The organism is Gemmatimonadales bacterium (assembly GCA_041390145.1).
GTDB lineage: Bacteria > Gemmatimonadota > Gemmatimonadetes > Gemmatimonadales > GWC2-71-9 > SPDF01.
Genome location: JAWKQM010000005.1, coordinates 28797 through 52440, shown reverse-complemented (window position 1 = coordinate 52440; position 23644 = coordinate 28797). Strand labels below are relative to the sequence as shown.

The window sequence follows — 23644 nt, the reverse complement described above, 5'->3', positions numbered from 1 at the left end:
CGCGACCTCGCATTTAGTATAAAGCGCGGCGGCTGCCGCAGATGGCGCGCGCCCTTGCCAGCTGCATGCGCTGGTTAGGCGGCGCGTCGAGACGCGGACGGCTCACGCACGCCCGTGAATGCGTTGTGCGATATACATAAATGCCTCCAAGACGTCTTTCGCATGGGCCTCGGAGGCCCAATTGCCATTCAAGACATCCTGAATCAATGGCAACGCTGGGCGACCGATGGACACAAGTTCATCGGCGGCTGCACTCCGGCCCTCAAGTGCCGCGTTAGGAGCTTCAAGAACGGCATCAATGAGTTGTTTCAAGGGCTTCCTTGCGTCCGCTAAAACGTGTCATTGAATATGGTCAGTGGTGCCGTGTCTAGCGGAATGCGAAGTACCCCTTCTCCGCCAGGCCTGACATAGATGTGCTCTTCATGATCGTGATAGCCAATAAAGCGGACCAGTACCCAAACTGGGCTGAAGGGGATGCTGTCGAACCGAAAGTCTCCTGCCGAATCGGCTGAGGCGGTACGGGCACCAGTTTGATAAGGCGTGGCTGAGTCGCCGCCAATAGTGATGATGGCATGTGGTATTGGCTGGCTCGTAGGAGCATCAATTACGGTACCGTTGATGCCATGTAGCTCGCCGCTCACGCCATCCCTGGCAGAGTCAGTTGGAGCACAGCCGAGGAGGGCGATGGCCAAGGTCGACAGCGCGAATGCGTGGAGCGGTCGTCGCATAGCAAATCATGGCTCCAGAAGCGTAGTGCGTCCGCCTAACGCTCCGGTTCAGCGGCGGCGCGGAGCGCCGTCCGCTGCAACCGGTTGTTAGGCCTTTGCGCACAAATCGCGATACGCAGACATTGTGCGTATGGATACGTCACAACACCCCAATGTTGTGCAGCCATTGTTTGACCTGTCCGGGCCATTCCGTCGTGATTGGATCGGCTGTTGGCCGCATGCCAAAGGCATGGCCGCCCTTTGCATAAATGCGCAGATCGACCGGCACTCCCGCGTCGTTCAGCGCCAGTGCATATGCCATCGGATGACGGATATCGTCGACGGTATCGTTCATGGCGTGAATGATGAGTGTCGGCGGAGCATTCGCGCTGATCTTGACCCATGGTTGCAGTTGAAGGTCATTTTTCCCCTTGCTGTTATCCAACAAGCGAGCAGTATAGGCGATGATTGCGAAATCGGGCCGTGTGGATTGCTGGTCAGCCGCGTCCGTAGGCGGATACGTGCGCTGTTCGGTGTTGCTCATGTCCGTCACGAGATAAGCGCCGGCGGAAAAACCGATTACGCCAATCTTGTGCGGATCGATCTCGTAGTTGGAGGCTCGCTGGCGCAGCAATACCATCGCTCGCTGGGCGTCCTCTAATCCCAGCAGCACCTTCGGGCGCTGCTGCTTCCCATTCTTCTTCGGCCATACTTGTGGCGTCCGATATTTCAGCATGACGCAGGTCATGCCCTGCTGGACTACCCAATCGCAGATTTCGGTGCCCTCAAGGTCGGTCGCCACAGCGTGGAATCCACCGCCCGGCAAGACCAGCATCGTAGTTCCAGTGTTACGGCCTTTGGGCCGATAAATGGTCATGGTCGGCCGCGTCACGTAGCTCGCCCAATGCCACTTCCTACCCCCAATAAGGGGTGATCCATTGCCTGTCGCCTCGGGATGATCACCGGTATTTGGCTTGCCTAGCGCAACAGTCGCAGGCCAGAGCGGCACTTGCGTTCCGCCGCCGGTCGGCTGCCATACGCCCTCACGTTCTACCTTTGGAACTTCGACTCTGGCAGGTGTGATGTCTGAATTGGTTGCCTGACTACACACGGCATCAGCGAAGCCGAGTGCTAGCAGCAGGGAAGGAACAATAAACCGGAACCGTGACAAATTCCTCGTCTCCTATCAATTGGCGTACCGACAATATCTCTCACTAAGGCCTAACGTCTAATGGACTGACTAGTAGTTCTCCTGCGTGCCCTTCCAAGGTACGGTCCGCCGCCTAATCTGGAAAGACTGAAGGGCGGGGGAGGGCACTTCCAAGCCGGTCCGCCGGGCTTTTGACCCCACGTCCCCCCTTCAGGAGCACGTGGGTGTAGATCATCGTCGTGCTGACATCCGAGTGCCCCAGGAGCTCCTGCACCGTCCGGATGTCGTACCCCGCCTCCAGCAGGTGCGTCGCGAAGGAATGCCGCATCGTGTGACAACTCGCCCGCTTCCCGATCCCCGACCGCCGCACCGCCTCGGCCATCGCCCGCTGCATCGCCGAGGGATGCAGATGATGACGCCGCAGCTCCCCGGTGCCCGGGTCGGCGTATAGCCGGCTCGACGGGAACACCCACTGCCAGGGCCAGGTCCGGTCCGCCCGAGGATACTTCCGGGCCAGTGCCCCCGGTAGCGTGACGGTCCCGGTGCCGGTGGCTAATGCTTTGTCATGCAATACCTTGACGCGGGCCAGGTGGTCGCCGAGCGGGGCCAGCGCCGCATCGGCCAGGAGCGTCACCCGGTCCTTCTGGCCCTTCCCCCGCCGCACCCGGATTTCGCACCGCACCAGATCCACGTCCTTGACCCGCAGGGTCAGGCACTCCAGCAGCCGGAGGCCGCTCCCGTAGAGCATGAGCCCGATCAGCCGGTACACCCCCTCCAGCTGCGCCAGAACCCGCCCCACCTCCCCCGCATCCAGCACCACCGGGATCCTGGTCGGCCCCCGCCCCCTCGGCACCACCCCCTGCAGCTGGAGCGGTCGCCCCACCACCTCCCTGTACAGATAGAGCAGCGCCGCCTGCGCCTGAACCTGCGTCGAGGTAGACACACCCCGCTCGTCCGCCAGCCACGCCAGGAACGCCGCTACCTCCCGCTCGCCCATCTCGCGCGGATGCCGCAGGCCGTGAAACCGCACGAAGCGGACGACCCACCCCGCGTAAGCCTGCTCCGTTCGCAGGCTGTAATGCCCCATGCGCAACTTGGACTGCAACCGCTGCAGCAGGCGGGGATTGGACTGCGAAGGGGGACGGCGACCGGAACTGGACATCTCCCACCCTAACAGCCGTGCGATGCCTCATCGTCATCGAAAGAATGCGCAGCTGCGGCAGATCGCTTCCGGCGTTCCCCCTCTCCATATCATGGAGAGGGGGACAGGGGGTGAGGCAGAACAGCCCGGCAGGGCGGCCGCCGGGCAGGGAGGCAGTAGCCGCAACGAGACCGGGCGCTCGTGTCGCTTCAGCGACATCAGCCGAGCCGCGGCTTCAGCCGCGACTCAGGGAGGCAGGGGGGCCGGGAGGCAGAAGCGGCAGACTCAGATTGGTAACTCGTGCCGCTTGAGCGACATCAGCCACGACTCAGGGACGGCAGCTCCACCCCCTCTGAGCGAGGAGGGGGGACCAATTGACTAGACCGCGTGTCAATCCAACGAGCGATTGTCCGGGTGGTGCCGCGGCGTAGGTTTCCATACAAGGACAGCGCATCCCTCGTGTCCATGTCAGGTACGCCGTCCCTCGACCCAAGGAGTTCCCTGTGTCAGTCCGATCCGTCGCGCTTCTCGCCGCCATGCTGAGCATCGTCCCCCTCGCCCTGGCCGCGCAACAAGCCGCCGCCCCGGTCGGCACACCCGCCGCCGTGGAAGCGCCTGCCTCCACCCCCGCCGTCGTCACGCCGGGCCCGTCGGTGCCGCAGCCGCAGTCCTCGCCCCTCTTCCAGGTCGGCGACACCACCTCCATGCAGACCTCGCTCGAGAACGCGAGCATGGCGTCGGGCGGCTCCAATCACACCATCGTGATCTCGACGCTGGTCCTGGTGCTCGCCGTGGTGATCCTGGTGTTGCTCATCTCGTAGGTGCCGCTACGAAATACCCCTCTCCATATCATGGAGAGGGGGGCAGGGGGTGAGGCAGCATATCGGGCAGCATGAACCAACTGAAGACGAGGGAGGGTCGGAGAACCGATTGAGGTGGACGGTGATGCAACCACAAGCAGTGTCTCCGACCCTCCCTCTCCTCCGACTCTCCCTCGTCTCTTGTGAATGCGGTTCAGATACGCGCATTGTAGTTGTTCAACGACTCGTATTGCGGCGGCCACGTCATCGGATGCCCCAGCGCGTACGCCGCATGCCGAGTCCAGTACGGGTCCCAGAGATGCGCCCGCGCCATCAGCACCAGGTCGGCGCGCCCCGCGGCCAGGATCGCGTTCACGTCCTCGTGACTCTGGATATTCCCCACCGCCATCGTCGCCACCCCCGCCTCGTGCCGGATCCGGTCGGCAAACGGCGTCTGGAACGCCCGCCCATATATAGGACGCTGGTCCGGCACGGTCTGTCCCGCCGAGACGTCCACGGCATCGACACCGGCCCGGCCGATGAGCCGCGCCACCTCCACCGATTCCTCGCCGGTCAGCCCATCGGGGTGCCAGTCGGTGGCGGAGACGCGGGCGGTGAGCGGCCTGTCGTCCGGCCACGCCGAGCGCACCGCGCGGATGATCTCCAGCGGATACCGCATCCGGTGCTCGAGTGACCCGCCGTATTCGTCGGTGCGGCGGTTGGTGAGCGGACTGATGAAGCTCGCCAGCAGGTAGCCGTGCGCCAGGTGGATCTCGATCAGGTCGAACCCCGCCGCCTCCGCCCGCTCCGCCGCATGCACGTACTCGTCGCGCACCCGGTCCATGTCGGCGCGCGTCATCGCGTGCGGCACCTGGTTCTCCGGCCTCCACGGGATCGCGCTCGCCGACATGATGGGCCAGGCGCCTTCCTCCAGCGGCTCGTTGTCCCCTTCCCACATCAGCTTCGTCGCCGCCTTCCGCCCCGCATGCCCGAGCTGCATTCCGATCCGCGTGTCGGGGGCGTGCGTGCGCACGAAGTCCACGATCCGCTTCCACGCCGCCATCTGCGTGTCGTTGTAGATCCCGGTGCACCCCGGCGTGATCCGCCCCTCCGCGCTCACGTCGGTCATCTCCGTCATCACCAGCCCCGCGCCACCGATGGCTCGGCTGGCCAGGTGCTGGAGGTGCCAGTCGTTCGGGATGCCGTCCACCGCGCTGTACTGGCACATCGGCGACACCACGATCCGGTTGCTGAGCCGCATTCCGCGCAGGTGGAACGGGGTCAGGAAGGGCGGGGGACTCGTCTTCCCCGGCACCGGCGGCACCCCCGCCCGGTCGGCATACCACCGCTCCACCCGTTCCACGAATGCCGGGTCGCGGGTGCGGAGATTCTCGTGCGTGATGCGAAGACTGCGGGTCAGGAGGCTGTACGCGAACTGCAGCGGCTCGAGGTCGTCGTAGCGCTCCGTCGCCTCGAACCACTCGAGGCTCGCCTGCGCCGCCCGCTGCACGCTCTCGACCCCCGGCCGCCGCTCCGTCTCGTACGTCTTGAGCGCGGCCGCCACATCCGTCGCCCCCTGCAGCACCCGGCTCAGCTCGATGGCGTCTTCCATCGCGAGCTTCGTCCCGCTCCCCACCGAGAAGTGCGCGGTGTGCGCCGAGTCGCCCAGCAGCACCAGCCGGCCATCGGACCAGTGCCGGCACTTCACCGTGGGGAACTGCCGCCAGATGCTGCGGTTGCCGATGAGCCGGTGCCCCTCCAGCTCCTCCCGGAACAGCGCCTCGCAGTACGCGATCGTCGCCGCCTCGTCTCCCTCCTCCAGCCCCGCCGCACGCCACGCCGCGTCCGTCGTCTCCACGATGAACGTGGACTCCCCCTCGGCGTACTGGTACGCATGCGCGCGCCAGAGCCCGTGCGCGTTCTGCCGGAAGGAGAAGAAGAAACTGGGAAAGGGACGCGTGGTGCCGAGCCAGACGAACCGGTTGGGACGCAGGTCCACCGTGGCGCCGAACGCCTCGGCTCGCGAGGCGCGCACGGCGCTGTTGACGCCATCCGCCGCCACCACCAGGTCGTGGGTCTTGAGCAACTCATCGACCGGCGGCGCTTCGGTCAGTTCGAGGACCTTGGCCCCCAGCGCCTTCGCCCGCTCGAAGAGGATCTCGAGCAGCACCTTGCGGGAGACGCCGCTGAAGCCGTGCCCCCCCGAGGTGATGCACACGCCGTTGATGTGCACGTCGATGTCGCCCCACCGGTGCATCACCGCCGACATTGCCGCGTGCGTCACGTCGTCGGCCTCGGCCAGGATCCCCTCCGTGGCGTCCGACAGAACGACACCGAAGCCGAAGGTGTCCTCGATCCGGTTCCGTTCGTAGACGGTCACCTGGGTGGCGGGATTGGCCCGGCGGAGCAGGATGGCCAGGTAGAGCCCCCCCGGCCCGCCGCCGATGATGGCGACGTTCACGAGGCGCCCAGCACTTCCCGCGCGATCAGCAGCCGCTGGATCTCGGTGGTTCCCTCGTAAATACGCAGCGAGCGCACCGCCCGGTACAGCTTGTCCACCGGGTGCGAGGCCAGCACACCGCGCCCGCCCAGCAGCTGCACCGCGCCGTCCACGATCCGCTGCGCCGCCTCGGTGGCGTAGCTCTTGGCCATCGCCGATTCAAGGGTGACGCGCTCCGCGCCCCGGTCCTTGGCCCACACCGCGCGGTACACCAGCAGTCGCGCCGCGTGGAGCTCGGTGGCCATCTGCGCAATCCGGTCCTGCGTCAGCTGGAACTCGGCGAGCGCCTTGCCGAACTGCTTCCGCTCGTTGACGTGCGCCACCGCCTCGTCGAGCGCCCGGGCCGCCATGCCGCAGGCGGCGGCGCCCACGGTGGCGCGGAGCCGGTCCAGCGTGGCGAGGCCGAGCCCCAGCCCGCGGCCCGGTTCGCCGAGAATGTTGCCGGCGGGAATACGGCAGCGCTCGAACGAGAGTTCACCGAGCGGGTGCGGCGCGCTCATCACCTGCGCGCCGGCAAAGACCAGCCCCCGCGCGTCGGCCGGCACCACGAACGCCGAGATCCCCTTGGCGCCCTTGCTCCGGTCGGTGGAGGCGAAGACGGTGTACACGTCGGCGATGCCGGCATTGCTGATGAACGCCTTCCGCCCCTCGAGCACCCACTCCTTGCCCTGCTTCGTGGCGGTGGTCACCATCGACCCGACGTCCGACCCCGCCTCCGGTTCCGTCATCGCGAAGCCGCACATCACCTCGCCGCCGTCGATGCGGGGGAGCCACTGCGCCTGGATGGCCTCGCCACCCCCGAGCCGGATCGGCAGCGAGCCGAGCGCCTGCAGGGCGTACACCTCGTCCGCGAGCGGCGAGTGGTACGCCAGCCCCTCGCGGATCAGCGCCACCGCGCGGAGGTCGAGCTGTTCGACGGCGACGCCGAGGCCCGCCTCGGCCAGCAGCGGCACCAGCGCGCGGGCGCGGGTGCGCGCCGCCGCATCGGTCTCGGGGTCGGGATGCTCGGCCAGCACCTCCTGGCCGAAGGCGCCCACCGTGGCCGCCACGTCGGCGTGGTGCGGCTCGAGAAAAGCGGCGACCGCCTCGGGGTCCGGTCTCATGGAAACTTCGGGTCCCGCTTCTGGGTGAACGCCTGGTACCCCTCCATGTAGTCGGGGCCCAGCATCAGCTGGGCCTGCGCCTCCGCCTCGTGATCGAGCCCCGACTCCAGGTCGAGCTCCGCCTCGAGGTCGATCGCCTCCTTGGTGGCGGCCAGCGCCTCGCGCGGCCCCCGCGCCAGCTTCCCGGCGAGCGCGAGTGCCGCGGGCATCACGTCCCCCTCCACCACCTGGTGATAGAGGCCGATCTCCTTTGCGCGCGCCGGCGCGGTGAACTCGCCCAGCATCAGCATCTCCGTGGCCATGCTGTGCCCCACCAGCCGCGGCAGCAGCCACGCCGCCCCCATGTCGGCGCCGGAAAGCCCGACCCGCACGAAGAGGAAGGCGATCTTCGCCTTCTCGTTGGCCACGCGGAAGTCGCACGCCGAGGCGATGACCGCTCCCGCGCCGGCCACGGTGCCGTTGAGCGCCGCGACGACCGGCCGCGGGCAGCGGCGGATGGCGAGGATCAGGTCGCAGGTGAGCCGGGTAAAGGCGCGCAGTTCGTCGATGTCCATCTCCAGCAGCGGGCCGATGATGTCCTCGACGTCACCGCCGGAGCAGAAGGCGCGGCCCGCACCGGTGATGATGACCGCGCGGACGTCCGCTTCGTCGCCGAGGGCGTTGAAGGTGTCGGTCAGCTCGCGGTACACCTCGAAGGTGAGCGCGTTGAGCTTGTCGGGACGGTTGAGGGTGATGGTCGCCACGCCGGTCGACGCGTCGAGCGCATAGAGAAACGACGTCGGGGCCATCGTCATGCCGGCCTCCCGGCCTGCGGCGGGATCACCGCGGTGGTTTCCATCTCGAGGAGCGCATGCTCGTCGAGCAGCGCCGACACCTCCACCAGCGCCATGGCGGGGTAGTGTTTCCCCATCAGTTCCTTCCAGACGGCGCCCAGTTCGCGGCGGCAGTCGCGGTACTCCTCCATGTCGAGCACGTACACCGTCATCCGCCCGACGTCGGTGGGCGTGCCGCCGGCGGCGCGCACCACCGCCAGCGAATTGGCGAGCGCCAGCCGGAACTGGGTCACGAAGTCCGCCGGATGCACCTTGCCGGAGCCGTCGGCCGCCGTCTGCCCGGCCACAAACAGGGTTCGTCCGCCGGCGGGGGCCAGCAGGCCGTCGTTCCACCCCTTCGGCTGGCCGCGTGGATTGATGATCTCCCAGCTCATGCTACGCCTCTCTGCCGTCGATGATGACGGCTTCTCCGTTGCGGTCGCCCGATGCGTCGGCAATCTGCGCCAGCACCACTGCGGCCACTTCCTCCGGTTGCACCATCCGGCCTCCCGGCATGGTGGCGAGAAGGGCGGCGCGCGCCTCGTCGGCGGTCTTGCCCGTCTTCCGCACGATGTTGGCGATCGTGCTCGCGGTCATCGGTGTGTCCACGTAGCCCGGGCAGACGGCGTTGACGGTGACGCCGGTCCCCTTCAGTTCCGCGGCCGCCGCCCGCGTGAGCCCCACCAGCGCATGCTTGCTCGCCACGTAGGCGGCGATGTACCGGGCGCCCTCGAGCCCCGCCACGCTGGCCACGTTCACCACCCGCCCCCATTTCCGCTCCAGCATGTCAGGCAGGAACGCCTGCAGGCAGAGGAAGGGGCCGGTGGCGTTGACCCGGATCATCTTCTCCCAGTCGTCCAGGCTGATGCGCATGATCGGCGCCGATTCGGCGATGCCGGCGTTGTTGACCAATATGTCCACCGGGCCGAGCTTCTCCTTGGCCACGGCGGCGAGCCGGGTGATGGCGGCGGGGTCGCTCACGTCGCACGCCGCCCCCCAGACGTTCCGGCCCTCCTCGCGCAGCTCCTCCGCCAGGCGCTCCAGCTTGCTGAGGGTGCGGCCGGCAATCAGCACCGAGGCGCCGGCGTCGGCCAGCGCGCGGGCCACCGCCGCGCCGATCCCCTGGCCGCCGCCCGTCACCACCGCCGTCTTGCCGTTGAGTCGCATCAGGGTACGCTCTCAATCATCGTGAAGCAGGGGGAGGGCGGCCTCTTCGAGGATGGCGCCCAGGGTGTCGACCAGCGCTCGTCCCTCGTCGGCGGTCGCGTCGGCGGGCCAGCCGAAATAGGCGCGCGGCCCTCCAGCCTCCGCAAAGGTGTGTTGCCCGGCGCGGATGGCCACCGAAAGCGAGTTCGGGTTCGGCGGGAGCGTGGTGCGGACGTCCCGCACCAGCTCCGGCCGCTCGGCCATCACGATCGACGTTTCGAACCGCCCCGCGTGGCAGGCGCCGGTCTGGAACTCCTCGCCCAGCCGCCCGGACCAGGGCCGGCGCGCCAGGTTCGGAAAGGCGACCCGCATCCCGTCGGCCCGAATCGTCTCGATGGCCTCGGTGACGGCGCCGAGATGCTCGGGATCGAGGTGGGCGCTGATCAGCGCCATCCGGGTGAACCCTTGGGCGGCGAGGGTGTCGGCGACATCTTCCAGCAGCGCCACCAGCGTCGCCGGCCGCACGCCGATGGTGCCGGGAAAGGCCGCCGCAAACGGGGCGGGCGTCAGGGCCACCGTGGGGAGCACCACCGCCGTCACGCCCCGATCGGCCAGGCGCTGTGCACCGGCCCGGGCCATCGCCTCGACGATGATCACGTCGGTCGAGAGCGGCAGGTGGGGGCCGTGGGCCTCGGTGGCGCCGAGCGGCACGATGGCCACCGCGTGGGAGCGGTCAAGCGCCGCGACTTCTTCATATGTTGCAGTGGCGAGCCAGCACACCGTCATCCGAACCTCGTTCCATCCGGGAGTCCGCCCGTGACGTTTGCACCGCCGGAGCGCTTCAATATCGCCGATCACCTGCTCGATGCGCGCATCCGCGAGGGGCGGGGGTCGCGCGTGGCGCTGGTGACCGATCAGCGGACCTGGAGCTATCGGGACGTGCAGGACCTGGCCAACCGCTACGGCAACCTGCTCAGGGAGGCGGGAGTGATGCCGGAGCAGCGGGTCATCATCGCCCTGCCCGACGGGCCGGAGTTCGTGGCGGCGCTGTTCGGCATCTTGAAGATCGGGGCAGTGGTGGTGATGGTCAACCCGGACCTCAAGCCCGACGCCATCACCTATTTCTATCAGTACACCCGCGCCCGCGTCGCCTTCGTCCACCAGGGCAACCGCGACGCCTTCGAGGCGGCCCGCGCCGGGGCGCCGCTCCTGGCCGAGTTGATGGTGGCCGGAAGCGAAACCCTCGACCGCCGCCTCGAGGCCCAGTCGCTGGAGCTGGACACCTTCCCCAGTCATCGCGACGACGCCTGCATCTGGCTCTTCTCCGGCGGCACCACCGGCCAGCCGAAGGCGGTGCAGCAGAGCCACTGGAGCTTCGCGCACACCACCGCCTGCTACGGCCAGGGGGTGCTGGGTCTCACCGAGGACGACGTCACCATCTCGGTCCCGAAGCTCTTCTTCGGCTACGCCATGGGCACCAACCTCTTCTTTCCATTCTCTGTCGGTGCCCGGAGCGTCCTCTTTCCCGACAAGCCGACCCCCGAACTGCTCTTCGAGGAGATCCGGAAGCACCGGCCCACCGTGCTGGTCAACGTCCCCACCATGGTCAACCACATGGTGACGCACCCCGCCGCCGCCGAGGCCGATCTCTCCTCGCTCCGCCTCGTCACGTCGGCGGGGGAGGCGCTGCCGGCCGAGCTGTACACCCGGTGGCAGGAGCTGTTCGGGGTGGAACTGCTCGACGGGCTGGGGACGGCGGAGATGTGGCACATCTTCATCTCCGCGCGGCCCGGCGCGGTGCGGCCCGGGACGATGGGGACGGTGGTCGAGGGGTTCGAGGTGCGGGTCACGGACGACGACGGGAATCCCCTGCCTGACGGCGAGGTCGGGTGGCTCCGGGTGCGTGGGAACGCACGCGCCATCGGCTACTGGCAGCAGATGGAGAAGACGGCGCAGGCGTTCCAGGGGGAGTGGTACGTGTCGGGTGACATGATCCGCCGCGACGCCGACGGGTACTTCACCTACTGCGGCCGCGGCGACGACATGCTCAAGGTGGGCGGCCGTTGGCTGGCGCCGCAGGAGGTGGAGAACTGTCTCCTCCAGCACCCGGCGGTGAAGGAGGCCGCGGTGGTGGGCGTGGTGGACGGGCAGGGACTCACCAAGCCGCACGCCTTCGTGATCGCGAACACCCAGTCGCCTGGCCTCGACGAGGAGTTGAAGGCGTTCGTCCGGGAGCGGCTGGAGGCCTACAAGGCGCCGCGCGAGATCGTGTTCCTGGCGGATTTCCCGCGGACGCACCTCGGCAAGGTGGACCGGGGTCGGCTGCGGAGCAGGTGACCGGGGCGTCGAGCCCTACTGGGCGGGGCTGACTTGGGGCGGACCTCCGGGGCTGTGGTTCGCACCCCCTCCGAGCCGAGGTCTCTCCGGGGGATGCGAACCAACGCCCCTTCGGTCCATCCCCAACGCCAGCCCCGCATATGTCTGACCGCCGGCGATGGGGATGGTCCGGAGGGCAATCAGGTCGCGACACCCGGAGCGACCGTGGCGCGGAGGGTGCGCGACCTGTTACGCCTGGAGGACCACCCCGAGCCGACGGTCGGCGGACGCGATGCAATCGTTCCCGCTTCCCCGCTGTTGTATTAACCTTCACGGACACCGCCAGGGGCATCCCCGCGCACGTCGGCGCGACGGATTGAGACGATACCCTTGGAACCTGATCCGGCTCATACCGGCGAAGGGAGTGCGGCATGACTGCCACCTCTTTTTCAGACGCCTTTCCCAACTCCCGCAAGGTCACCCTCGAGGGGAGCCGCGGCATTCACGTGCCGGTCCGGGAGATCCTCCTCTCCGATGGCGAGCCTCCGCTTCGGGTCTATGACACCAGCGGCCCGCAGGGCTTCGACGTCCGCCAGGGCCTTCCGACCCCGCGCCTCCCCTGGATCATGGAGCGCGATGTAGAGCGACTGCCCCGCGCGACGGTCGTCACTCCGGCGCAAGCCGGGGTCCAGAATGACCTGATCCCTGCCGGACTCCAGCGCCCGGTGTACCGGGGTCGGGGTCCTGTGACTCAATTGCACTACGCCCGCCGCGGCGACGTCACGCCTGAAATGGAGTTCGTCGCCCTCCGCGAGGGCATGAGCCCCGAGTTCGTCCGCAGCGAGGTCGCCCGCGGGCGCGCCATCATCCCGGCCAACATCAACCACCCCGAAATCGAGCCGATGATCATCGGCCGCGGCTTCGCGGTGAAGATCAACGCCAACATCGGCAACTCCGCCGTCAAGAGCGTCATCGAGGACGAGGTCGAGAAGCTCCGCTGGGCCACCCTCTGGGGCGCCGACACGGTCATGGACCTCTCCACCGGGGCCAATATCCACGAGACCCGGCAGTGGATCCTCCGGAACAGCGCCGTGCCGATCGGCACCGTGCCGATCTACCAGGCGCTGGAAAAGGTCGGTGGCGTCGCCGAGGACCTGACCTGGGAGGCGTACCGCGACACTCTGATCGAGCAGGCGGAGCAGGGGGTGGACTACTTCACCGTCCACGCCGGCGTGCTGCTCCGTTTCGTGCCGATGACTGCCAAGCGAATGACGGGCATCGTCAGCCGCGGCGGGTCGATCATGGCCAAGTGGTGCCTCTCGCATCACAAGGAGAACTTCCTCTACACGCATTTCGAGGAAATCTGCGAGATCATGGCGGCGTACGACGTCTCCTTCTCGCTGGGTGACGGGCTCCGTCCCGGCTCCATCAAGGACGCCAACGACGAGGCGCAGTTCGCCGAACTCAAGGTGCAGGGGGAGCTGAACAAGATCGCGTGGAAGCACGACGTGCAGGTGATGAACGAGGGCCCCGGTCACGTGCCGATGCACCTCATCAAGGAGAACATGGACAAGCAGCTCGAGTGGTGCGGCGAGGCGCCGTTCTACACCCTCGGGCCGCTCACCACCGACATCGCGCCGGGGTACGACCATATCACGAGCGCCATCGGCGCCGCGATGATCGGCTGGTACGGCACCGCCATGCTCTGCTACGTGACGCCGAAGGAGCACCTCGGCCTCCCCGACCGCGATGACGTCAAGGCGGGCGTCATCGCCTACAAGATCGCCGCGCACGCCGCCGACCTGGCCAAGGGGCACCCGAACGCGCAGGCATGGGACGACGCGCTCAGCAAGGCGCGCTTCGACTTCCGCTGGGAGGACCAGTTCAACCTGGCCCTCGATCCCGTCACCGCGCGCGCCTTCCACGACGAGACCCTGCCCGCCGACGGCGCCAAGGTGGCCCACTTCTGCTCGATGTGCGGGCCGAAGTTCTGCTCGATGAAGATCACGCAGGATGTGCGGGAGTACGCCGCCGCGCTGGAGGAGAAGTCGGTGGAGTTCCGGCGCCGCGGCGGCGAGATCTATGTGAAACAGGGCCAGGAGGCGTAACCGGAGGCACCATGACCGGACGAATGGATGCCCAGGCGCGGGTCGACCGGATCCGCGCCTTTCAGGAGGAACTCGCCGAGCTCGAGTCCGAGCTGGGCAGCGTCCTCGACGACGCCGGGCGGCAGCGTATCGCTCGCCACCACGAACAACTCCTCGCTGAACTCGCCCGTCAGTACGACGTATCCACTACCACCTCCGGCCGCCAGCTCGCCCTCGGCCTCCGCTTCGCCTCCTTCCTCGGCGCCCTTGCCCTCTGCATCGCGGTGGTGCTCTTCGTGGAGCGCTTCTGGGGCGGACTGACCACCGGCGTGCAGGTTGCGCTCCTCACCCTCGCCACCGCGGCGGCGCTCGCGCTCACCGCCTTCGCCGCCCGGCGCGAGAAGACGCTGTACTTTGCCGGGCTCGCCGCGCTGGTGGCGTTCGCCGCCTTCGTGACCGACGTCGCGACGCTGCTCCAGGTCTACAATGTCGCGCTGTCACCGTGGGAGTTCCTGGTCTGGGCCGTCTTCGCAGCCGCGCTGACCTACGGGTATGGCCTGCGGCTGTTGCTCGTGGCCGCCCTCGTGACGGGGACCATCTGGATGGCTGGGGTGCTCGCCACCCTCGGCGGGCTCTACTGGACCAGCGCGTTCATCCGCTCCGAACTGTTCCTGCCGGCGGCGGCCCTCGCGGCCGCGCTGGGGCTGATCCGGCATCGACCGCTGACCGAGGGCTTCGGCTGGGTCTATCGGGTCTTCGGCCTCGTCGTCCTGTTCTACATCGTCACCGGCCTGGCGGCGAGCGGTCGGGGCAGCGTCCTCCCCCTCTCCGCCGAAGGGGCCGCCGTCTTCTACCAGCTCGTCGGGTTCCTGGCGGCGGGCCTGGCCATCTGGGGCGGCATCCGGAAGGGATGGAATGAGGTCACGAATATCGGCGTCGTCGCGTTCACGGCACTCATCTTCGTCAAGGCCGTGGACTGGTGGTGGGACTGGATGCCGAACTGGCTCTTCTTCCTGGTCCTCGGCGGCATCGCCGTCGTGGTGATGCTCCTGCTCAAGCGGCTCAAGACGCGGATAGGGGAGGCTCCATGACAAACCGTGGCCTCCTCGCCGCCGCGGCCACGCTCGTGGTGGCCACGGCGGCCATCCTCGGTGGCGCGATGCGGAACCGTGCCGGCAACCCGGACGCTGTTGTCCGCCTGGGTGAGCGTGAGCTGCAGAGTTGGGGAAATCAGTCGGAGGGTGCCGAGGAATTCCTGAACCTTCGCCTGTCGTGGCAGATGGCGCCGGGGCCGGATGGGAAGACCTGGTTTGACCGGGCGCGGCTCGAGGCGCTGGGTGTCCACAACCTCCCGGCGCCCGACGACACCACGCACACCTACGGCTGGATGCGGCCCACCCGGCCAGGCTATGTGGTCCTCGAACTCGCGGGGCCGGCGTTGGATCGGTGGCAGGCAGCGCAGCAGGCGGCGGCCGACTCCACCGAGGCAACGCGTACAGCGGCAATGGCGGGGCTGCCTGAGGATGCCAAGCCGATGCTGATGGGGTCGACCTCCACGACGCGCCTCATGGCGGTGGACTTCGGCCTCGATCCGCTCGTGCTGCGCGATCGCTATCCCGAGCGCAGCCAGTACCTCATCCTGCCGGCCACCTATCGCGCCGACATCACACCGGCGGTCCGGGACTCGGCGGGCAACGTCACCGCCCCCGCGCGGGTCGATGGGAGCATTGATCGTCTACTTCCCGGCACCGTGCACGTGCCGCGGCCGCTGCGGGACTCGCTGCTGGCGCTCGGCGTGACGAAGAAAGACTCGACGGTGCACTTCGAGATCACGCTGAAGGTGGGGAAGAAGTGGGAAGCCTGGGTCGAATAGGCAGACTGGCAACAGGAACGAGGGAGGGTCGGAGGGAAGGGAATGCCGGAGAACTGAATGGGTGGGTGCTGGCACAACCTCCAAGCAGTTCTTCCGACCCTCCCTGTGCTCCGACCCTCCCTCGTCCGCTGTTCTGGGCCCTTCGCCAGCGGTTGGCGGCCCCCTGCTTCAAGTCTAATCCCTCCGTTTGAACCGCTCGATCTCCCGCCGCTGCTTCTTGTTCGGCTTCCCCTTCTCCAGGAAGAGCGGCGGTGGCATCGCCTTGAGCCGGAGCGCCATCGTTTCCCGCGCCGAGCGACTCGCCGGGGTCTCTTCATATAAGGTGATGGCCACGCTGGCCGGCCCCCGCCGCTCGCTCAGCCCCCGCACTTCCACATCCCATTCATAGGGGGGCTGCCGGAACTGGACCCGGTCGCCCACCCGCACCGCCTTGGAGCGCTTGGCGCCCTGGCCGTTGAGGTCCACCTTGCCGCCGTCGATGGCCTCGACCGCCAGCGCGCGGGTCTTGTAGAACCTCGCCGCCCACAACCACTTGTCGAGCCGGACGGTCCCCGGCGCCTCGCGTTCCGTCATGCCGGAAAGATACTCCGGCGATCCTCGTGTGACGTCCCCCCTCTCCATCTCATGGAGAGGGGGACAGGGGGTGAGGCAGGACAGTGCGAGAGGGAGACAGGGGGTGAGGCCCCTGTTGACATCTTCCCTATTCAACTATATAGTTGTAGACTAGTGAAAGGGCACTGACGCCCAACCAAGGACACCATCGCATGCTGAGACCCATCATCCTTGCTGCCCTGGCCATGGCACTGGCCACCCCGGCCCGCGCACAGGCACCGCTGACCCTGGCCGACGCCTTCCGCCGCGCCGATTCCGCCGCCTACGCCAACCGCATCGCGGCCGGCGGCGCCCGCGCACAGGGGGCCCAGTCCACCGCCGCGCTCCAGGGCATCCTCCCCACCGTGCGCGCCGAGGCCGGCTACGCCCAGACCGACAACCCGCTGGGCGCCTTCGGCTTCACCCTGCAGCAGCGGGGTGTCTCGATGGCCTCCTTCAATCCGGCCAGCCTCAACTATCCCGACGCGGTCACCAACTGGAACGGGGGGCTGGTCGCCGAGGTGCCGCTCATCAACGCCGACGCCTGGTTTGGCAAGGCTGCCGCCTCGAGCGCCGGTGCCGCCGCCGAAGCGGGTGCCGGGTGGACCCGGCAGACCACCCGGGTGGACGTCACCCGCGCCTACTTCGGCGCCATCCTCGCCCGCGAACAGGTCCGCACCCTCGAGGCCGCCACCGCCGCCGCCCGTGCCCACGTGAAGCAGGCCGAGTCGATGGTCACCAACGGGATGGCCACCAAGTCCGACGCGCTCCTCGCCGCGGTGCAGGCCGGCCAGGTCGAGGCCCAGCTGATCGGCGCCCGCGGCAACGCCAGCATCGCGCGCCAGCAGCTGGCCCTCATGCTCGGCCAGCCGGGCGACACCTCCTTCGTCCTCCCCGATTCATTGCCGACCGTGGCACAGATCCGGAGCCTCGTGGCGCTCCCCGTTGGCGACACGCTCACCGCCCGCCTCGATGTGACCGCCGCCCAACTCGGCGTGCAGGCCGCCGAGCGGGATGTCCGCCGAGCCAACGCCGCGTACATCCCGCGGCTCAACGGCTTCGGCCGCCTCGACTGGAACTCCCCCGATCAACTCTTCGGCGGGCAGAGCAGCTACACCGTGGGCGTCATGGCGTCGTGGACCCCGTTCGCCGGCGCCTCCGAGATCGCGGGCCGCCAGGCGGCGCGGGGCCGTGCCGACGCCGCCCGCGCCATGGCCGAAGCCGCCACCGCCGGCGCCGAGCTCGAGCAGAACGCCACCCGCACCCAGCTCGCTGTTGCCGTCGCGAAGCTCGGCATCGCTGAAATGTCCGTGGAGCAGGGCGCCGAGGCGCACCGGATCGTCGCCAAGAAGTACGCCGGCGGTCTTGCGACCGTGGCTGAACTCCTTGGTGCCGCCGCCGTCGAAACGCAGACCCGGCTCGGCCTTGCCGATGCCCGCTACCAGACCATCACCGCCGATGCGGCGGCCCGGCAGGCTGCCGGCGCCGACTTGATGGCCCTTACCGTCCTGGAGAATTGAGATGCGGAAGCTGATTCCTGTCACCGGCGTCCTGCTCGCGAGCCTGGCCCTCGGCGCCTGCGGTTCCGACACCGAACAGACGCCCGGCGAGAAACTTCCGCTTGGCGGCACCGCCGTCGCGGTCACCGACACGACCGTCGTGGACGCTTTCGAGGCGGCGGGCACCGCCAATCCGGTCCGCGCCGCCACACTGAGCACCAAGCTCATGGGCTCGGTCGTCGCCGTCCCCGTGCACGAGGGCGACCGCGTCGCCGCCGGGACCCTCCTGGTCCGGCTCGACGCCCGTGACCTCGACGCCAAGCGCGCCCAGGTCGAGGCCGGTCTCGCCGAGGCGAGTGCGGTGTACAGCGACGCCACGGTACAGACGGGCCGGATCCGCGCCCTCTACGCCGACAGCGCCGCCACCAAGGCGCAGCTCGACCAGGCGGAAACTGGCCTGGCCCGCGCCACCGCCGCCGTGGCGAGCGCCAAGGCGATGGCCGCCGAACTCGCGGCCACCGCGTCGTACGCCGAGGTGCGGGCGCCCTTTGCCGGCGTGGTGACCCATCGCTTCGTCGATCCCGGCTCCTTCGCCGCGCCGGGCGCGCCGCTCGTCACGGTGGAGGATGCCAGCACGCTGCGGGTGACGGTCAGCGCCGCCCCCGATGCCGTACGCGGCCTGAAGGCCGGCACCACCGTCACCGCCATCATCGGCGACGTGACCGTGGATGCGAAAGTTGAAGGCGTCGTGCCGTCCGGACCCAATCTCTACACCGTGAACGCGCTGGTGCCCAACGCCAAGGGCGAATTCCTCAGCGGCAGTCCCGCCACGCTGGCGCTTCCCCGAGGGACGCGCCAGGCCATCCTCGTCCCGAACGGCGCCGTCGTCCGGCAGGGCGACCTGACCGGTGTCCGCACTGTTGTCGATGGTCAGCCGACGCTGCGCTGGGTCAAGCTTGGCCGCTCCGCGGACGGCATGACCGAGGTGTTCTCCGGCCTCGCAGCCGGTGACACCGTGGTGGTGGCCGGCGGGGAGCGCTGATCATGGGCATCGCCGGACGGATGGCGCAGGCCTTCCTGCGCTCGAAGCTGACCCCGCTGGTGACCATCGCCTCGCTCGCGGTCGGCACGCTCGCCATCATCGCCACGCCGCGCGAGGAGGAGCCGCAGATCTCGGTACCGATGATCGACGTCATCGCCGTGATGCCCGGCGCCTCTCCCGAGGAGGTCGAGAACCTCCTGACCCGCCCCATCGAGAAGCTGATGTGGGAAGTCCCCGGGGTGGAGTATGTCTACGCCATGGCCAGCGAATCGATGACGCTGGTCACGGTCCGCTTCAAGGTGGGCGAGAACCAGGACCTCGCCACCAGCCGGGTGTTCAACAAGATGGGCTCCGCGGCGGACCAGGCGCCCCCCGGCGCCATGCCGCCGATGATCAAGCCGCATGGTATCGACGACGTCCCCATCCTGGCGCTCACGCTGCACGGCGGCGGCTACGGCTCCGACGAGCTGCGCGCCATGGCCACGCACCTCGCCGACGAACTCTCCACCATCCCCGACCTCGCGCGCATCGACCTGATCGGCGGCGAGCCGACCCAGCTGCGCGTCACTCTCGACCCGGCCCGGCTGGCGGGGAGCGGTGTCACGCCTGGTGAGGTGATGCAGGCGCTCCGCGCCGCCAACGTGCGGCTCCCCGCCGGCGAGTTCGCCTCCGCCAATGAGGTCTTCCTCGTGACCGTCGGGGCGCCGATCCGCTCCGCCAAGGACGCCGGCGACGTGGTCATCGCCAACCGCGCCGGCCCGGTCTACCTCCGCAACGTCGCCACCGTCGTTGAAGCGCCCGGCGAGGCCACCGACTACGTGACCCACGCGGCGCGAGGCGAGGGCGGCGCGCAGGCGGTGACGATCGCGGTGGCCAAGCGGCCCGGCGTCAACGCCACCGACATCGCGCACGCCGCGCTGGCGCGGGTGGAGGAGGCCCGGAGCCGGCTCCTCCCCGCCGACGTTTTGGTGGACGTGACCCGCAACTACGGCGAGACCGCGAGCGAGAAGTCCAACGAGCTGATGCTCCACCTCCTGCTCGCGACCCTCTCCGTCACCGTCCTGATCGGCCTCTTCCTCGGCTGGCGCGAGGCGCTGGTGGTGCTGGTGGCGGTGCCCGTCACCCTCGCGCTCACCCTCTTCGTGTACTACGCGCTGGGGTACTCCCTCAACCGGATCACCCTCTTCGCGCTGATCTTCTCGATCGGCATCCTGGTGGACGACGCCATCGTTGTGGTGGAGAACATCTATCGCCACCTCCAGATGGGCGACCGCGCTCCGGACGTCGCCGCCGTCGAAGGCGTGGACGAGGTCGGCAACCCGACCATCCTCGCCACCTTCACCGTCATCGCGGCCATCCTGCCGATGGCCTTCGTGTCCGGCCTCATGGGCCCCTACATGCGGCCCATTCCGGTCGGCGCATCGGCGGCGATGCTCGCCTCCCTCGCGGTGGCCTTCATCATCACGCCGTACCTGGCGCTCCGGCTCCTCAAGGGCCACGTCGCCGCCGGGCCGCACATGCCCGACCGGGCGCACGAGCCGGAGGAGCTCTCGGGCTTCGCAAAGTTCTACACCGGCATCATGACGCCGCTGATGGACATTCCGCGCCGCCGGATGGCGTTCTACGGCGGGGTCGTGGCGCTGCTCCTGCTGTCGATGGGCTTGCTGGCCGTCAAGCTGGTGGAAGTGAAGATGCTCCCCTTCGACAACAAGTCGGAGTTCCAGGTGGTGCTCGATCTCCCCGAGGGCGCAACGCTGGAGACCTCCAACGCCGCGGCGGGCGCCGTGGCCGCGTACCTCCGGACGGTGCCGGAGGTGACCAGCACCGAGACCTACGCCGGCACCTCGGCGCCGTTCAACTTCAACGGCCTGGTGCGGCACTACTTCATGCGTCGAGGCGCCAACGTCGCCGACGTGCAGGTGAACCTTCTCCCCAAGGGGGAGCGGAGCCGGCAGAGCCACGACATCGCGGTGGCGGTCCGTCCATCCGTAGACTCGATTGCGCGCAGCTTCGGCGCGAACGCCAAGATTGCGGAAATTCCGCCCGGCCCGCCGGTGCTCTCGACGCTGGTGGCCGAGGTGTACGCCGCCGACGACAGCACCCGGCTGGCTGCGGCCACGAAGGTCAAGGCCGTCATGGAATCCACCCCCGGTGTGGTGGACGTGGACTGGACCGTCGAGGCGCCGCAGGCCAAGCGCGCCTTCCGCGTCGACCGGGTCCGCGCCGCCGAGGCGGGAGTCACCGTCGAACAGGTGGCGCAGGTGCTGACCATGGCGCTCTCCGGGGCCGACGCCGGCCTGGCCAGCGCGCCGACCGCGCGCGAGGGCGTGGCCATCGTCCCCCGGCTCGGGCTCTCGAATCGGAGCAGCGTCGAGGCGCTGCTGGCGGTGCCGGTGGCCACGCCGCGCGGCCCGACCCCGTTGGGTCGGTTTGTCACGGTGGAGTCCATGACCCGTTCACCGCTCCGAATGCGGAAGAACCTCCGCCCGGTCATCTATGTCACCGGCGACGTGGCCGGTACCATCGAGTCGCCGGTGTACGCCATCCTGGCCATGAACAAGGCGCTCGACACCGTGCAGGTGAACGGCGCCACCATCGCGCGCTACAACGCGACCGCGCCAGACCGGCTCGACGAAACTGCCATGAAGTGGGACGGCGAGTGGCAGGTGACGATCGAGGTCTTCCGCGACCTCGGCCTCGCCTTCGCCGCGGTGCTGGTGCTCATCTACGTGCTGGTGGTGGGGTGGTTCCAGTCCTTCAAGATCCCCCTCGTCATCATGGCGCCGATCCCGCTCACGCTCATCGGCATCCTGCCGGGGCACGCCCTCACCGGCGCCTTCTTCACCGCCACGTCGATGATCGGGATGATCGCGCTGGCGGGAATCATCGTGCGAAACTCGATCCTGCTGGTGGACTTCATCCAGCTGGCGGAAGCGCGCGGACGGCCGCTGCGGGAAGCGGTGCTCGAGGCCGGCGCGGTGCGATTCCGGCCGATTGCCCTCACCGCCGCGGCGGTGGTCATCGGCGGGATCGTGATGGTGCTCGACCCGATCTTCCAGGGCCTCGCCGTGGCGCTGATGAGCGGCGCCATCGCAGCCACGCTGCTCACCATGGTCGTGGTGCCGCTCCTCTACTGGGAGCTCCGGCGCCGCGAAGGAGCCTCCTCATGAAGATGATCATGCTGACCTACAGCGGCGCCGAGCCGGCGCGGATCTCCGCGATGCTCGATGACGCCGGCGTCCCCGGCCATACCTGGTTCGAGGGAGGGCACGGGCATGGGCTCACCGGCCCCCGGGCCGGTACCCGCGCCTGGCCCGGCAGCGTCGCGGTCGGGTTTGCCGTGGTGGACGACGAACTGGCGCGCACCGCGGCGACGCACTGTCGCGCGGCGGAACTTCCTCCGGGCGAACGGCTGCACGTGGCCGTGATGCCTGTCGACTCATTCTTCTAGGATTGGAGGTCGAGGATGTGCAACGAGAAAGTCATTCGGCGGATGGCAGGGTTGTTCGTCATGGGCTCGGTGGCCCTGGGATACTGGGTGCACCCCGCCTGGTTTCTCTTCACCGCCTTCGTCGGGTTCAACCTGGTGCAGTCGAGCTTTACCGGCTTCTGCCTGCCGGAGCGGGTCTTCGGCCGGCTCCGCCTCTTCGGCTGCGAGCCGAAGAAGGCCTGACGCTTACCGGCGGCGGCGGAGGAGCTTCTTCTTCCGGTCGAGCTCCTCCTCCAGCCCGCCGCACACCAGCTCGCACATCGTGAACACCTGCGGGTCGGTGATCCGGTACCAGCTGGTGGTCCCTTCCTTCCGCCGGTCCACGTACCCCTGCTGCAGCAGCACCTGCAGGTGCTTCGACACGTTGGCCTGGCCGCCGCCGGTCCGCTCGGCAAGGTCGCCCACCGAGCATTCCCCGGTGCGCAGCGCCTGCAGGAGCCGCAGCCGCATCGGTTCGCCGAGGGCCTTGAACCGCTCGGCGATGGCGGTGGCGTTGGAGTCGCTGAGTTCCATGCTGGATACCTCCTGATTAATCGCTACACAACTATCTGGTAATATAAGAATATTCCTTCGATGGCGCCACTCCCGGCCGTTCGGTTCCCCCGTCCTGATACATTTGTGCCCATGCCCCTCCTCGGCCTCTCCCTTGCTCTCCTGATCGGCGTCTCCCTCGGCCTCCTCGGGGGCGGCGGCTCGGTCCTCACCGTGCCGATCTTCCACTACATCCTCGGCTACGGGGTCAAGCAGTCGATTGCCATGAGCCTCGCGGTGGTCGGCGTTACCAGCGGCGCCGGGGCGCTCGGCCGGCTGCGGCGCGGCGAACTGAACGGCCGGGCGGTGCTGACCTTTGCGCCGGTCGCCATGCTCGGCACCTTCGGCGGGGCGCGCCTGGCGCTCCTCGTTCCGGCAGTGGCGCAGCTGGTGCTCTTTGCCGTGACGATGCTCGCCGCCGCCGTCTTCATGTGGCGGGGGCGGCCCGACTCCGCCGACGCGCCGGCGCGGCCCCATGTGCTGCTGGTGGCGCTGATCGGTGGCGCGGTCGGCGTCCTGACCGGGCTGGTGGGCGTCGGCGGCGGGTTTCTCATCGTGCCGGCGCTCGTCCTCCTCCTCGGTGTACCGGTCAAGGAGGCTGTCGGCACCTCGCTCGGCGTCATCGCGCTCAACTCCGCCGCCGGGTTTGCCGGCTACCTGGGGAAGGTGGACGTCGACTACGCCACCATGGCGGGATTCACCGCCCTGGCCATCGCCGGCGTCGGCCTCGGTACCGCGCTCGGACGGCGGGTGAGCCCCGGGGGCCTGCGGAAGGGATTCGCGGTCTTGCTCGTGGTGGTCGGCGCTGCCATTCTCCTCCGGAGCCTGCTCGGGCCGGCCTGACCCTTTCTTCGGA

The 23644-nt window shown here is 68.5% G+C and carries 22 protein-coding genes and 1 riboswitch; of the genes, 11 read left to right on the top strand and 11 right to left on the bottom strand.

The window, feature by feature from the left end; all coding sequences use genetic code 11:
- Window positions 1-329 precede the first annotated feature (329 nt).
- From R2910_05130 to R2910_05120, 3 genes are all read right to left on the bottom strand, one after another.
- On the bottom strand, window positions 330-728 hold the full coding sequence (locus R2910_05130) for a carboxypeptidase regulatory-like domain-containing protein (GenBank protein ID MEZ4412348.1): 399 nt from the start codon (window positions 726-728) through the stop codon (window positions 330-332).
- A gap of 139 nt (window positions 729-867) precedes the next feature.
- Window positions 868-1584 (bottom strand): alpha/beta hydrolase, encoded by a 717-nt coding sequence (locus R2910_05125; protein MEZ4412347.1) that lies wholly within the window; start codon window positions 1582-1584, stop codon window positions 868-870.
- 406 nt (window positions 1585-1990) lie between these two features.
- Entirely contained in the window at window positions 1991-3019 is a 1029-nt protein-coding gene (locus tag R2910_05120) for an integron integrase (protein ID MEZ4412346.1), read from the bottom strand.
- 482 nt (window positions 3020-3501) lie between these two features.
- Here R2910_05120 and R2910_05115 point away from each other — a divergent pair, with 482 nt between their 5' ends.
- Window positions 3502-3819 (top strand): hypothetical protein, encoded by a 318-nt coding sequence (locus R2910_05115; protein MEZ4412345.1) that lies wholly within the window; start codon window positions 3502-3504, stop codon window positions 3817-3819.
- 193 nt (window positions 3820-4012) lie between these two features.
- Here R2910_05115 and R2910_05110 read toward each other — a convergent pair whose 3' ends face one another.
- Genes R2910_05110 through R2910_05085 form a run of 6 tightly spaced genes read right to left on the bottom strand, consistent with a single transcriptional unit; the run spans window position 4013 to window position 10145 of the window.
- Window positions 4013-6259, bottom strand: a complete 2247-nt coding sequence (locus R2910_05110) for a bifunctional salicylyl-CoA 5-hydroxylase/oxidoreductase (protein MEZ4412344.1) — start codon at window positions 6257-6259, stop codon at window positions 4013-4015.
- Window positions 6256-7401 carry an acyl-CoA dehydrogenase family protein gene (locus tag R2910_05105; GenBank protein ID MEZ4412343.1) on the bottom strand — a complete coding sequence of 382 codons (1146 nt, stop codon included), beginning with the start codon at window positions 7399-7401 and terminating at the stop codon, window positions 6256-6258. Before R2910_05105 ends, R2910_05110 begins: the two co-directional genes overlap by 4 nt.
- On the bottom strand, window positions 7398-8195 hold the full coding sequence (locus R2910_05100) for an enoyl-CoA hydratase family protein (GenBank protein MEZ4412342.1): 798 nt from the start codon (window positions 8193-8195) through the stop codon (window positions 7398-7400). Before R2910_05100 ends, R2910_05105 begins: the two co-directional genes overlap by 4 nt.
- Window positions 8192-8608: a RidA family protein gene (locus tag R2910_05095; GenBank protein MEZ4412341.1), complete on the bottom strand. Its 417-nt coding sequence runs from the start codon at window positions 8606-8608 to the stop codon at window positions 8192-8194. The genes R2910_05100 and R2910_05095 overlap by 4 nt, the downstream gene beginning before the upstream one ends.
- Before the next feature lies 1 nt (window position 8609).
- Window positions 8610-9380, bottom strand: coding sequence for an SDR family NAD(P)-dependent oxidoreductase (locus R2910_05090; GenBank protein ID MEZ4412340.1), 771 nt, complete (start codon window positions 9378-9380; stop codon window positions 8610-8612).
- Window positions 9381-9392: 12 nt separating this feature from the next.
- Window positions 9393-10145 carry a creatininase family protein gene (locus tag R2910_05085; protein ID MEZ4412339.1) on the bottom strand — a complete coding sequence of 251 codons (753 nt, stop codon included), beginning with the start codon at window positions 10143-10145 and terminating at the stop codon, window positions 9393-9395.
- Window positions 10146-10175: 30 nt separating this feature from the next.
- Between R2910_05085 and R2910_05080 the strand changes: the two genes are divergently transcribed.
- From R2910_05080 to R2910_05065, 4 genes are all read left to right on the top strand, one after another.
- A complete protein-coding gene (locus tag R2910_05080) occupies window positions 10176-11696 on the top strand; it encodes a benzoate-CoA ligase family protein (GenBank protein MEZ4412338.1) in 1521 nt (506 codons plus the stop codon).
- A 313-nt stretch (window positions 11697-12009) separates the two neighbouring features.
- Window positions 12010-12117, top strand: a riboswitch (TPP riboswitch).
- Window positions 12107-13783: a phosphomethylpyrimidine synthase ThiC gene (gene thiC / locus R2910_05075; protein MEZ4412337.1), complete on the top strand. Its 1677-nt coding sequence runs from the start codon at window positions 12107-12109 to the stop codon at window positions 13781-13783. (Overlaps the previous riboswitch by 11 nt.)
- An 11-nt stretch (window positions 13784-13794) precedes the next feature.
- The gene (locus R2910_05070) at window positions 13795-14853 is read left to right on the top strand and encodes a DUF2157 domain-containing protein (protein ID MEZ4412336.1); all 1059 of its coding nucleotides are present in this window, start codon (window positions 13795-13797) and stop codon (window positions 14851-14853) included.
- Complete coding sequence (locus tag R2910_05065) at window positions 14850-15635, top strand: DUF4824 family protein (protein ID MEZ4412335.1); 786 nt, start codon at window positions 14850-14852, stop codon at window positions 15633-15635. The genes R2910_05070 and R2910_05065 overlap by 4 nt, the downstream gene beginning before the upstream one ends.
- Before the next feature lie 174 nt (window positions 15636-15809).
- Here the strand turns inward: R2910_05065 and R2910_05060 are convergent, their stop codons facing one another.
- Window positions 15810-16208, bottom strand: a complete 399-nt coding sequence (locus R2910_05060) for a S4 domain-containing protein (GenBank protein MEZ4412334.1) — start codon at window positions 16206-16208, stop codon at window positions 15810-15812.
- A gap of 191 nt (window positions 16209-16399) precedes the next feature.
- Here R2910_05060 and R2910_05055 point away from each other — a divergent pair, with 191 nt between their 5' ends.
- From R2910_05055 to R2910_05035, 5 genes are read left to right on the top strand one after another with little or no spacing between them, the layout of a single operon-like run.
- Window positions 16400-17746 carry a TolC family protein gene (locus R2910_05055; protein MEZ4412333.1) on the top strand — a complete coding sequence of 449 codons (1347 nt, stop codon included), beginning with the start codon at window positions 16400-16402 and terminating at the stop codon, window positions 17744-17746.
- A 1-nt stretch (window position 17747) separates the two neighbouring features.
- Window positions 17748-18767: an efflux RND transporter periplasmic adaptor subunit gene (locus R2910_05050; GenBank protein ID MEZ4412332.1), complete on the top strand. Its 1020-nt coding sequence runs from the start codon at window positions 17748-17750 to the stop codon at window positions 18765-18767.
- Between the two features lie 2 nt (window positions 18768-18769).
- Window positions 18770-21937 (top strand): efflux RND transporter permease subunit, encoded by a 3168-nt coding sequence (locus tag R2910_05045; GenBank protein MEZ4412331.1) that lies wholly within the window; start codon window positions 18770-18772, stop codon window positions 21935-21937.
- Window positions 21934-22218, top strand: coding sequence for a hypothetical protein (locus R2910_05040; GenBank protein ID MEZ4412330.1), 285 nt, complete (start codon window positions 21934-21936; stop codon window positions 22216-22218). The genes R2910_05045 and R2910_05040 overlap by 4 nt, the downstream gene beginning before the upstream one ends.
- Before the next feature lie 15 nt (window positions 22219-22233).
- On the top strand, window positions 22234-22440 hold the full coding sequence (locus tag R2910_05035) for a DUF2892 domain-containing protein (protein MEZ4412329.1): 207 nt from the start codon (window positions 22234-22236) through the stop codon (window positions 22438-22440).
- A 3-nt stretch (window positions 22441-22443) separates the two neighbouring features.
- Here the strand turns inward: R2910_05035 and R2910_05030 are convergent, their stop codons facing one another.
- Window positions 22444-22770, bottom strand: a complete 327-nt coding sequence (locus tag R2910_05030) for a metalloregulator ArsR/SmtB family transcription factor (GenBank protein ID MEZ4412328.1) — start codon at window positions 22768-22770, stop codon at window positions 22444-22446.
- Between the two features lie 111 nt (window positions 22771-22881).
- Here R2910_05030 and R2910_05025 point away from each other — a divergent pair, with 111 nt between their 5' ends.
- Complete coding sequence (locus R2910_05025) at window positions 22882-23631, top strand: sulfite exporter TauE/SafE family protein (protein MEZ4412327.1); 750 nt, start codon at window positions 22882-22884, stop codon at window positions 23629-23631.
- Window positions 23632-23644: the final 13 nt, after the last annotated feature.

Bases quoted from the DNA above. Each gene is read 5' to 3' on its own strand.
- R2910_05130 (MEZ4412348.1), bottom strand. From the start codon at position 728: ATGCGACGACCGCTCCACGCATTCGCGCTGTCGACCTTGGCCATCGCC.
- R2910_05125 (MEZ4412347.1), bottom strand. From the start codon at position 1,584: ATGACCATTTATCGGCCCAAAGGCCGTAACACTGGAACTACGATGCTG.
- R2910_05120 (MEZ4412346.1), bottom strand. From the start codon at position 3,019: ATGTCCAGTTCCGGTCGCCGTCCCCCTTCGCAGTCCAATCCCCGCCTG.
- R2910_05105 (MEZ4412343.1), bottom strand. From the start codon at position 7,401: ATGAGACCGGACCCCGAGGCGGTCGCCGCTTTTCTCGAGCCGCACCAC.
- R2910_05100 (MEZ4412342.1), bottom strand. From the start codon at position 8,195: ATGACGATGGCCCCGACGTCGTTTCTCTATGCGCTCGACGCGTCGACC.
- R2910_05095 (MEZ4412341.1), bottom strand. From the start codon at position 8,608: ATGAGCTGGGAGATCATCAATCCACGCGGCCAGCCGAAGGGGTGGAAC.
- R2910_05090 (MEZ4412340.1), bottom strand. From the start codon at position 9,380: ATGCGACTCAACGGCAAGACGGCGGTGGTGACGGGCGGCGGCCAGGGG.
- R2910_05085 (MEZ4412339.1), bottom strand. From the start codon at position 10,145: ATGACGGTGTGCTGGCTCGCCACTGCAACATATGAAGAAGTCGCGGCG.
- thiC (MEZ4412337.1), top strand. From the start codon at position 12,107: ATGACTGCCACCTCTTTTTCAGACGCCTTTCCCAACTCCCGCAAGGTC.
- R2910_05070 (MEZ4412336.1), top strand. From the start codon at position 13,795: ATGACCGGACGAATGGATGCCCAGGCGCGGGTCGACCGGATCCGCGCC.
- R2910_05065 (MEZ4412335.1), top strand. From the start codon at position 14,850: ATGACAAACCGTGGCCTCCTCGCCGCCGCGGCCACGCTCGTGGTGGCC.
- R2910_05060 (MEZ4412334.1), bottom strand. From the start codon at position 16,208: ATGACGGAACGCGAGGCGCCGGGGACCGTCCGGCTCGACAAGTGGTTG.
- R2910_05055 (MEZ4412333.1), top strand. From the start codon at position 16,400: ATGCTGAGACCCATCATCCTTGCTGCCCTGGCCATGGCACTGGCCACC.
- R2910_05050 (MEZ4412332.1), top strand. From the start codon at position 17,748: ATGCGGAAGCTGATTCCTGTCACCGGCGTCCTGCTCGCGAGCCTGGCC.
- R2910_05045 (MEZ4412331.1), top strand. From the start codon at position 18,770: ATGGGCATCGCCGGACGGATGGCGCAGGCCTTCCTGCGCTCGAAGCTG.
- R2910_05040 (MEZ4412330.1), top strand. From the start codon at position 21,934: ATGAAGATGATCATGCTGACCTACAGCGGCGCCGAGCCGGCGCGGATC.
- R2910_05035 (MEZ4412329.1), top strand. From the start codon at position 22,234: ATGTGCAACGAGAAAGTCATTCGGCGGATGGCAGGGTTGTTCGTCATG.
- R2910_05030 (MEZ4412328.1), bottom strand. From the start codon at position 22,770: ATGGAACTCAGCGACTCCAACGCCACCGCCATCGCCGAGCGGTTCAAG.
- R2910_05025 (MEZ4412327.1), top strand. From the start codon at position 22,882: ATGCCCCTCCTCGGCCTCTCCCTTGCTCTCCTGATCGGCGTCTCCCTC.